At 30.8% G+C, this 10000-nt stretch carries 13 protein-coding genes and 1 pseudogene; 7 read left to right on the top strand and 7 right to left on the bottom strand.

What is annotated here, in order from left to right; all coding sequences use genetic code 11:
- Positions 1 to 182: pseudogene (locus tag LDL23_RS09370) on the top strand (hypothetical protein); the annotation flags it as partial.
- An 11-nt stretch (positions 183 to 193) separates the two neighbouring features.
- Here the strand turns inward: LDL23_RS09370 and LDL23_RS09375 are convergent.
- The 7 genes from LDL23_RS09375 to LDL23_RS09405 all read right to left on the bottom strand — a co-directional run bounded on the left by LDL23_RS09375 (position 194) and on the right by LDL23_RS09405 (position 5390).
- Entirely contained in the window at positions 194 to 526 is a 333-nt protein-coding gene (locus tag LDL23_RS09375; RefSeq protein WP_026726235.1) for a DUF6787 family protein, read from the bottom strand.
- A gap of 3 nt (positions 527 to 529) precedes the next feature.
- Positions 530 to 961 carry a DUF6146 family protein gene (locus LDL23_RS09380; protein ID WP_291265455.1) on the bottom strand — a complete coding sequence of 144 codons (432 nt, stop codon included), beginning with the start codon at positions 959 to 961 and terminating at the stop codon, positions 530 to 532.
- A gap of 80 nt (positions 962 to 1041) precedes the next feature.
- A complete protein-coding gene (locus LDL23_RS09385; RefSeq protein WP_291265456.1) occupies positions 1042 to 1596 on the bottom strand; it encodes a DUF937 domain-containing protein in 555 nt (184 codons plus the stop codon).
- 38 nt (positions 1597 to 1634) lie between these two features.
- The gene (locus LDL23_RS09390; protein WP_291265457.1) at positions 1635 to 2591 is read right to left on the bottom strand and encodes a D-2-hydroxyacid dehydrogenase; all 957 of its coding nucleotides are present in this window, start codon (positions 2589 to 2591) and stop codon (positions 1635 to 1637) included.
- A 47-nt stretch (positions 2592 to 2638) separates the two neighbouring features.
- Positions 2639 to 3709: a 3-phosphoserine/phosphohydroxythreonine transaminase gene (serC, locus tag LDL23_RS09395; protein ID WP_291265458.1), complete on the bottom strand. Its 1071-nt coding sequence runs from the start codon at positions 3707 to 3709 to the stop codon at positions 2639 to 2641.
- A gap of 140 nt (positions 3710 to 3849) precedes the next feature.
- Positions 3850 to 4332, bottom strand: coding sequence for a hypothetical protein (locus LDL23_RS09400; RefSeq protein WP_291265459.1), 483 nt, complete (start codon positions 4330 to 4332; stop codon positions 3850 to 3852).
- Positions 4329 to 5390 carry an acyl-CoA reductase gene (locus LDL23_RS09405; protein WP_291265460.1) on the bottom strand — a complete coding sequence of 354 codons (1062 nt, stop codon included), beginning with the start codon at positions 5388 to 5390 and terminating at the stop codon, positions 4329 to 4331. The genes LDL23_RS09400 and LDL23_RS09405 overlap by 4 nt, the downstream gene beginning before the upstream one ends.
- Positions 5391 to 5499: 109 nt before the next feature.
- On the opposite strand from LDL23_RS09405, the gene LDL23_RS09410 reads away from it, so the two are divergent.
- The 6 genes from LDL23_RS09410 to LDL23_RS09435 form a co-directional block, all read left to right on the top strand.
- Positions 5500 to 5850: a 4Fe-4S dicluster domain-containing protein gene (locus LDL23_RS09410; protein WP_291265461.1), complete on the top strand. Its 351-nt coding sequence runs from the start codon at positions 5500 to 5502 to the stop codon at positions 5848 to 5850.
- A 31-nt stretch (positions 5851 to 5881) separates the two neighbouring features.
- Positions 5882 to 6295, top strand: coding sequence for a hypothetical protein (locus LDL23_RS09415; RefSeq protein ID WP_291265462.1), 414 nt, complete (start codon positions 5882 to 5884; stop codon positions 6293 to 6295).
- Positions 6296 to 6376: 81 nt separating this feature from the next.
- A complete protein-coding gene (locus LDL23_RS09420) occupies positions 6377 to 7576 on the top strand; it encodes a hypothetical protein (RefSeq protein ID WP_291265463.1) in 1200 nt (399 codons plus the stop codon).
- Positions 7577 to 7875: 299 nt separating this feature from the next.
- The gene (gene ychF / locus LDL23_RS09425) at positions 7876 to 8970 is read left to right on the top strand and encodes a redox-regulated ATPase YchF (RefSeq protein WP_291265464.1); all 1095 of its coding nucleotides are present in this window, start codon (positions 7876 to 7878) and stop codon (positions 8968 to 8970) included.
- A gap of 2 nt (positions 8971 to 8972) precedes the next feature.
- Entirely contained in the window at positions 8973 to 9623 is a 651-nt protein-coding gene (locus LDL23_RS09430) for a porin family protein (RefSeq protein ID WP_291265465.1), read from the top strand.
- A 102-nt stretch (positions 9624 to 9725) separates the two neighbouring features.
- Positions 9726 to 10000 (top strand): hypothetical protein (locus LDL23_RS09435; RefSeq protein WP_291265466.1); only part of this gene is annotated, 275 nt, incomplete at its 3' end.

A 10000-nucleotide genomic window follows, 5' to 3' on the forward strand; every position in this document is an offset into this window, starting at 1 on the left:
ATATATTTTGGGCACCGCTTTCAGCCATTTTGTTAATTATAATGTTCAAAGGCACAGCAGGAAAGTTAGCAGGTGTTTTTGGATTCATTGAAGAATTACTTCCGTTAGCAGATATAATTCCGACTTTCACTATAACTTGGTTTTATACGTATGTAATTAAAGGCGGACGCGGACAAGAATAAAAAAAGAAGCTTTAAGGCTTCTTTTTTAGTTTTGTGTCAAAATATCTTCCAATGAAACCTAATTTCATTCTATCGAGCATTTTCTTTTCAAACTCCCAAAAGAAAGTGAATTGGCCAAAAATAAATCCAAAAAGAACCAAAAGCACTTGATAAATAGGAAATATTAAAACCAATCTTAGAATTCGGTACAACCAATGTGGTTGAAAAGTTTCTGGAATACCAATTAAGGATAAAAAAGGTTTTGCCAATTGTAATGAACTAAAGCCTGTAATAGCAAATACTATAAAAATAATCGTTAATTGCCAGTTTGAAGTTACATTCCAGCGTTCTTTAAGTTTCTTCATAAACTATATTCTTGGTACAAAACCACCTAATTGTTGTTTGTTGGTAAGTTGAAAATAGACCAAGTAATTATAAATCATATAATTTACTTCAAATCCATAATCAGTTCCAGCTTGGTAATTAATTGTCATTTCATATAAATTTGGATTGTACTGAGAAGGTAACATTGCTCTTCTATTCCATTCTAACACCCAAATTCTATTTCTAGCTTCTAAATAAGATTGTGTATAATAGTTTCTTGGCCTAGCATAACTATTGAACCAAGAAGTAAATCCACCATCAATAATAATAACATCATATTCAATTTCTTCGTTAGATATACGAATAGTATCGCTTTCTAGCCTTGGTTTGTCTTCAAAAGTTTTTTGAGCTTTTGATGAATTACAAGCCATGAGCACTGAAAAAATCGCAAAAAATATTACAACGATTGATTTCATAACTTATGTTATTTAGAAAGTATAAAGATAAAAAAAAGCACCGACATAGGTCGATGCTTTAAAATATTTATAATGAAATTTTATTTGCCAAAAAGTTTTCCAAGTAAACCTCCTAAACCACCTTTTTTTGTAACGGCTGCCATAGCATCTCCCATATCTACTTTTCCATCATTATTTTGATCTAAGCCAAATTGTCCACCGTATTTAGAAACGGCATCCATTAGTCCGCCACCGTTTCCTCCAGAAATAGCACTTACTAAATCGCTCATATTAAATCCAGGTTGGTTTGGATCTTTAGCTTTGTTAACCAATCCTCCTAAAATTTGCGGAATCAATCCACCAGCAACACTTCCTGCAGCATCAGAAGATAATCCAAATTTTTCTCCTAAGTTTCCAGTTACTTTTTCGGTCAACTGTTGTACAACTGGGTTGTTTCCATCAATTGGTGTTTTACCGCTTAGTATTCCAGTTAAATCGTTAATGTTACCACTAGCAACCATATCTTTTAAACCTGAAAGGATAGAACCTCCAGCTTCTTGCATTACGGCATCATTTTGTTCATTAGGAACCGCTGGATTATTTACCACTGCATTGTCACCAAATTGTTTTACTAATTCTGAGAGTTGATCAAACATAATTTTATAGTTTTTGTTCAGTTAAAGATAATAAAATTTTAGTTATTTTTCAATAAGCTGATGATCTGTTCTGCAAGTTCAGTTCCAATTCGGTCTTGTGCTTCTTCAGTAGCGGCTCCAATATGAGGTGTTAATGAAATTTTTGGGTGCATTAGAATTTGAATTTCTGGTGTAGGTTCTTTTTCAAAAACATCTAAACCTGCAAATAATACTTTTCCTTCATCTAAAGCTTCGATTAATGCCACTTCATTAATTACGCCACCACGAGCACAATTTACGATTCCTACATTGTCTTTCATTAATTGAAATTCTTCTTTATCAATTACATAACCATCTTGCGCTGGAACGTGTAACGTAATAAAATCAGAATGTTTGATTACATCTTCTAACGATTCCGTAACGATTTCAACATTGATAAATTGTCCGTTATAAAAATCCACACGAATTACTGCTTCGCTTACATATTTATCGGCAGCAATTACTTTCATTCCTAATCCTAAAGCCATTTTTGCAACCGCTTGACCAATACGTCCAAAACCAATAATTCCTAATGTTTTACCACGAAGTTCAATTCCGTTTGCGTAGGCCTTTTTCAAGCCTTCAAAATTAGTATCGCCTTCTAATGGCATATTTCTATTCGAATCATGTAAAAAACGAACACCTGTGAATAAATGAGCAAAAACCAATTCCGCCACACTTTCAGATGAAGAAGCAGGTGTATTGATTACGTGTAATCCTTTTTCACGAGCATACGCTACATCAATATTGTCCATTCCAACACCACCACGACCAATGATTTTTAATCCTGGACAAGCGTCAATAATGTCTTTTCTAACTTTTGTAGCACTACGAACTAATATTACTTTTACATCATTTGTATTAATAAAATTAGCCACTTGTTCTTGAGCTACTTTTGTTGTAATTACTTCAAAACCTCCTTTTTCTAAAGCTTTAATTCCGCTTTTTGAAATTCCGTCGTTTGCTAAAACTTTCATTTTATTTTTATTTTTTATGCTAGTTACTATTTACTAGTTACTAATTACTAAATTTTATTTTCTAATTCTTTCATTACATCAACCAAAACCTGAACACTTTCTAACGGCAAAGCATTATACATTGAAGCTCTATATCCACCAACCGAACGATGTCCAGCTAAACCAGAAATTCCAGCTGCTTTCCACATAGTGTCAAATTTTTCTTGATGTGCTTCATCTTTTAATAAGAACGTAACATTCATATTACTTCTATCTTCTTTAGCCGCCGTTCCTTTGAATAATGGATTACGGTCGATTTCGTTGTAAAGTAAATTAGCTTTTGCTTCGTTTATTTTTTCAATAGCAGCAATTCCACCTAATTTTTTCAACCATTGTAAGGTTAAAAGTGATGCATATACTGGAAATACAGGTGGTGTATTGTACATACTTTCTTTAGAGACATGTTGTTGGTAATCTAACATACTTGGAATGGTTCTTCCTGTTTTTCCTAAGATTTCAGTTTTTACTACTACTAATGTTGCACCAGCTGGACCCATATTTTTTTGAGCTCCGGCATAGATTAAATCAAATTTTGAAAAATCTAATACACGTGAAAAAATATCCGAACTCATATCACATACTAAAGGAATATTTACTTCTGGAAATGATTTCATTTGGGTTCCAAAAATGGTATTGTTACTTGTGCAGTGGAAATAATCAGCATCAGCAGGAATAGTATAATCTTTTGGAATATGATTGTAATTTTCTGATTTTGATGAAGCTACTACAACCGTTTCTCCAAAAAGTTTTGCTTCTTTAATAGCGCCGCTTGCCCAAGTTCCTGTATCTAAATAAGCTGCTTTTCCGTCAACTTTCATTAAATTGTATGGTACCATTAAAAATTGCATACTAGCTCCGCCACCTAAAAACAATACTTCGTATCCTTTGCCTTCTAAGTTTAAAAGCTCTAAAACTAAAGCTCTAGCTTCATCCATTACGGCTACGAAATCTTTACTGCGGTGTGAAATTTCTAAAATAGATAATCCTGAGTTGTTGAAATCTAAAATAGCTTGTGCCGATTTTTCGAATACTTCTTGCGGAAGGATACATGGACCTGCACTGTAGTTGTGTTTTTTCATTGTAGTTGTAGTTATTTATTTAAAGGTCAAATTTCGGAATTCTTAAATAAAAAATAGACTTAAATGCTACAATAATTATGAGATGTTATTAACAAAAACGATTTAGTTAAAATTCTTTTGTAAAAATTATAAATTAGCAATTATTTGCTCTTTTTTTTATTAAATAAGTAAAGATTGTTTTTGAAAGCAAAAAAATCATCTTTGGTTTTTTCTAAATGTCGAATTTGAATTTTTTTACTTGAAATTGTAGTTATAATTAAACTTTCACCAAGTTCACCTCCATATCCAATACTCGTTATAGCGGTTGATTGTATACGATCTATTTCTTTCCAATCTAAGTTTATTGCTTCATTATCAGTTATAAAGTCGGTTTTAATCCATTTCATATTTAAACCGCTTTCAGATATTGTCCATTCCATAATACCTTCACCCGTTCTTTTATTTAAATAGTAAAATAGTGGCAGAAATAGGATAAGGAATAAAACTAAAAAGAGCAATAATCCAAGTTTATCTAGTTTTATAAAATTATTTAATGTGAATACAGAAATTCCATAAAGTAAAAAGAATACAATAAACCAAAAATTTTCAATTGTTCTAGATGCTGTTTTTACAACAAATTTCATTTCAAACTAATTAAAAACGCTAAGGTATCTACATTATCTGCATAATCCCAAAGTTTCGGTTGTTGGGTTTGACCAAAAGCTATTGAATTAGGAATTAAATTTTTAGATACAATACACTGAATTTGCTCAGCATCAGTATGTAATCGATTTTTGATTTCTTCTAAGTCGTCATAAAATTCATAAAACACAGAAGAAATAGGAGAAGAGTAACTCACATCTTCTTTAATCGTTAAAAACTCATTGTCTAATAATTGAAAATTACTCATTAAGAAAACCGCTTTGTTGTAATCGTAATTATTGGCGTATTTTTCGTAGTGAATCACATCGCGATATTCGTACATTGCTTTAAAGAAGGTTTCAAAATTATACCCTTTTGGAACAAAAAGTTTAGAAACATTTCTGCATCCCAAACCAAAATATCTAAAAATATCTTCTCCAAGGCCCACTAAATTTTCATGCGATTCCGTTCCATTTAATACAGCAACCGAATTTCTGTTTTTACGGATGATACTTGGTTTGTCTTTGAAATAATATTCAAAATAACGCGCTGTGTTGTTACTTCCGGTGGCAATTACGGCATCAAAACCTTCTAATTTGCCTTCTACAAACGTTATTTTTGATTTAAGTTTTGGTTCGACAGCAATCAAATAATTAGCTAAAAATTTTAATAAATGTTGGTCATTAGATGAGGTTTTAACCAATACATCATGACCCGAAATCAATACCGAAAGAAAATCATGAAAACCAACTAACGGAATATTTCCTGCTAAAATTAAGCCTACTTTTTTAGGTTCAATTTTTGAAAAATCGTAGTTGGAAAGCCATTGATTTAGGTTGTCTTCAGTTAAAGCTTTCGCCCAAGATTGAATGCTATGTAAAACTTGTTCAGGTGTAAACCAACCATTGTGCGATTGCGAAAGTTCAATCAAAGATGCAAAGTTATCAAAGAACAAATCGTTATGTAAAACTGATGCCGATTTAACGTTTCCTTCTTCAGAAAATTGACGTAAGAAATTCCCTAATTCAACAAAACTCGATTTTATTTCACTTTGTAACATTTGTAACTTGTTTATGTTTGGTTTACATTGTATTTTTGTAGCGCAAAATTAATCATAATATTAGAATATCACGTTTTTCTGAATTCTAATTTCTAAATACAAAAGAATCATGGCAATTATAATAACAGACGAGTGTATCAACTGCGGGGCTTGCGAGCCAGAATGTCCAAATACAGCAATTTATGAAGGAGCAGATGATTGGAGATGGAAAGATGGTACAAAACTAAGTGGTAAAGTAATTTTACCTGATGGAACTGAAGTAGATTCAGATGCGGCTCAAAACCCAATTTCTGATGATATTTATTACATTGTTCCAGGAAAATGTACGGAGTGTAAAGGTTTTCATGAAGAACCACAATGTGCTGCGGTTTGTCCAGTAGATTGTTGTGTTCCCGATGATAATCATGTGGAAAGTGAAGAAACATTGTTAAACAGACAATCGTTTTTACATAACGAATAAATCAAGCTCCTCAATTTGAGGAGTTTTTTGTATGAAGAAAACAGTAATAGTTGTTTTATTTATTATTTCAGCAATTCATTTTTACATTAAATATTATGAGTTGTCCGAGTATAATTGTTATACAGGTAAAATTATTGGTTTTACAGATGTTAATGTAAGACAGATTGAAAAAAGAGGTGTTAGTTATTTTTCAAGAAAAATTCCTGTAGTTGAATACACCAATGAAGAAGGAAAGAAATTAGTTTATGAAGATGGAACTAGAGTTTTTTACTCAAATTTTGAAATAAATGAATCTGTAAAAGTTTTAGAAAAGAATAATAATAAATATAATGTTAGAATATATTCCTTTTTTTACTATTGGATATATTTAATTCATGTAATTGTAATTTTTTTATTGACAACAATAATTTCTGGAGTTATATTTAAGTTTATTTTAAAAAAGTAAAAGAAGTTTAATTAATTGATTTCATTTAAAATTCCTGATTCTCATTTAAATTTCTTATATTTGATTGATAATCGGGAATTTATGATAAAAAAACTTACTTTTTTATTATGGTTTTTCACTACTTTCGTCTTTTCACAAAATCTCGAGTTTACCATAATTGTGAAAGATTTCGATACCGATTTGCCTATTGAGGAAGTTACAATTACAGCTCTCAAAACTCGTCAAGGCTTTTTAACCAACAAAGAAGGAAAAGCGATTATTAGCCTAACTCGATCTTCCGATTTAGAATTCATTCACTCCTCCTACAAGACTCTTGTGGTGAAATTTGCAACCTTAGATAAAAAGGAAAATGTAGTGTATTTAGAGCCTAATACACAACAATTAGATGAATATATCATTACTAAAGATCATCCTCAAGAAATCTTAAAAAGAATTATTGAAAATTCTAAAGAGAAAATCACCATTCCAATAAGTTTGAAAGTGTATTTGCACGAATTTTATAAACAAGATAATCAAATCGTTTTTTTTAATGATGGATTGATAAATTTTCAAATTTTAGGAAATGAGAAAGCTATAAAAACGGATATTTTAATAGAACAAAATCGTGCTGTTGGTGTTTTAGATGGTGATATTGATGCCGATGTTTTAGGTTACGATTTGAATAACATCATCGAAAATTATTATCAATTCAAATATCTAGAGGAAGTACTCGATGCTAGAGCAAAGAAGATTTATGATTTTTCAGTAAAAACCTATCCTTCTAACGAAGATTATTTGGTAATTAAAATTGTTCCATTGCCTGAATCTAAAGGAATTTTGTCTGACTTTATGGTGGTTTATGATAGCAATAAAAAGTTGATAATCGAAGTTAGCTCGTATGTAACTCCAGACCGACTTCAAACTTATAAAGAAAGCATGTTTGCTTCCAGAAAAGTATATAAGTTAGAATTTAAAAATACGTTCCGATTAGAAGGTAATTACTATTATTTAGCCAATTCTAAAGAAGTTATTGGTTTTGAAAAGAAGTATAAAAATAAAGAACGAAGAATAGAAGTCAAGAATCACATGGTAATCACCGATTTCAACAAAAAAACTTTTGAATATGGTGAAAAAAACATTTTCAAAGGAAAATCGCTTATCAATAAAAAGACTTCGTTTTTTACTGATTATTGGGATATCGAATCAGGATTTGCTTCTACTTCAGAAGAAAAAGCAATTATTGAACGATTAGGAAAAGGCAACGAAGAAAACCAAAACGAAGTCGAAAATCCTAAAGAATAACTACTTCGTCATCATATTTAATCTTTTGGGTGTAATTAGTTTTGTTTATAGATTTTCGTCACTTCGAGTGATTTTTAAAAGTAAAAATGCTAATTTTTAGTTTTAAAAATAGTATCGAGAACTATAGAAATTATAATTTTTATTACTGTTCTTGCATTTTATATATTTCCATTCAATGCGTTTTTATTTAATACTTTGATACTAATTAGGATTAAAGTATATTTGCGCACTTTTAAAAATTACATTCAGAATGAAACGCTTTGCGTTACATATCACTTAATAAAAAATATCAAATAGATATGAAAGCAGGAATTGTAGGATTACCAAATGTTGGAAAATCAACTTTATTTAATTGTTTATCAAACGCTAAAGCGCAAAGTGCTAACTTTCCGTTTTGTACTATAGAACCTAATATTGGAGTAGTAAACGTTCCAGATCCACGTATTGCTCGTTTAGAGGAATTGGTAAAACCAGAGCGTGTTCAAATGGCAACGGTAGATATCGTAGATATTGCAGGTTTAGTAAAAGGAGCAAGTAAAGGAGAAGGTTTAGGTAATCAATTCTTAGGAAACATTAGAGAATGTAACGCCATTATTCACGTTTTACGTTGTTTTGATAACGATAATATCGTACACGTTGATGGTAATGTAAATCCAATTCGCGATAAAGAAACGATTGATATCGAATTGCAATTAAAAGACTTAGAAACAGTTGAAAAACGTTTGGAAAAAACCAATCGCGCTGCAAAAACAGGAAACAAAGAAGCACAAGCTGAAAAAGCTTTGTTAGATAGAATTCGCGAAACTTTATTGGCTGGAAAATCAGCTCGTACAGTAGTTCCTCAAAATCAAGATGAGGAAGAAATGTTAGAAAGTTTCCAATTAATCACAACAAAACCAGTTTTATATGTTTGTAATGTGGACGAAGCTTCTGCAGTAAACGGAAACAAATATGTAGACCAAGTTCGTGAATTAGTTAAGGATGAAAATGCTGAGGTAATCGTTCTTTCAGTAGGAGCAGAAGCAGATATTACAGAATTAGAAAGCTATGAAGAGCGTCAAATGTTTTTACAAGATATGGGATTAACTGAGCCAGGTTCGGCAGTGTTAATTCGTGCAGCTTATAAATTATTAAAATTACAAACCTATTTCACGGCTGGTGTTAAAGAAGTTCGTGCTTGGACAATCAACATCGGAGATACAGCGCCAAAAGCAGCAGGAGTAATCCATACTGATTTCGAAAAAGGATTTATCCGTGCAGAAGTTATCGCATTCGAAGATTTCTCAAACTACGGTTCAGAAGCTAAAGTAAAAGAAGCAGGAAAATTAAGAGTAGAAGGAAAAGAATACATTGTAAAAGATGGTGATGTAATGCATTTCCGTTTTAATGTGTAAATATGAAGAAATTATTTTTTGTAATTATTTTTATTTGCTTTCCACTAGTATTGGTAGCTCAAGATAAAATTAAATTTGGAGTAAATGGAGGTTTAAATTATGCTAGTCTTAGAGGAAATGATTTGGCTGAAGATTTAGATCCAGGTATTTCTTATTTAGTGGGAGTTTCGGCTGAATATTTCTTAAAAGAAAACTTGTCAATTTCAGCTAATTTAAACTATGAAAATAAAACGGCTAAAGATAATGGAAATGTTTATCTAATTGATGAATATGGATTTCCTACAATGATTAAAAGTGATTCTAAATCTATTTACAACTATTTAGTATTGCCCGTTTATGTAAATTATTATTTTGGTAAAAAAGACGATTTCTATGTTAATGGAGGTATGTTTTTAGGTTATCTATTAAATTCTAAACTCACTTCGAAAAATTCTGAAAATGACACTGATACAATAGATATGAATAAGAAAATTGATGCAGGATTGGTTTTTGGATTTGGAAAGGTATTTCAACTAAATGATAAAAATGAGTTAAAATTAGAGATTAGAGAAAATTTGGGTTTGGTAAATACAAGCGATGTTGATGTATATAACGATGGAACAATAAAAACAAATTCACTTAATTTAATTTTAAATTGGAATTTTAATTTATAGATAATATTCAGAACCGAGTTAAAGAAAATAAACAAACCGTTGAAGCTTTTCAGCGGTTTTTTTGTGGCACAAAATTTGCCTTTGGAATCAAAACAAACTATCATGAAAAATCTCTTAATTTTATCGGCAATAATGCTATTTTATGCTTCTTGCAAAGAACGATCGGCACACCCTATTGGTAACACATATTATTATCAAGAACCACAACCTATCAATGATTCAGAGTTAAATTCAATTCCAAATAAATATTTAGGATTGTATGTAAATGAAGATTCTATCTATTTGAATGTTTCAAAAAGAATGATTGTAGAAGAAAGTTTTTTTAAATTCCGAATTCATAAAAATAGTTTAGATTCGATTGCTGATGAAATTGTGAG

It is taken from the genome of Flavobacterium sp. (assembly GCF_020217025.1).
Lineage (GTDB): Bacteria > Bacteroidota > Bacteroidia > Flavobacteriales > Flavobacteriaceae > Flavobacterium.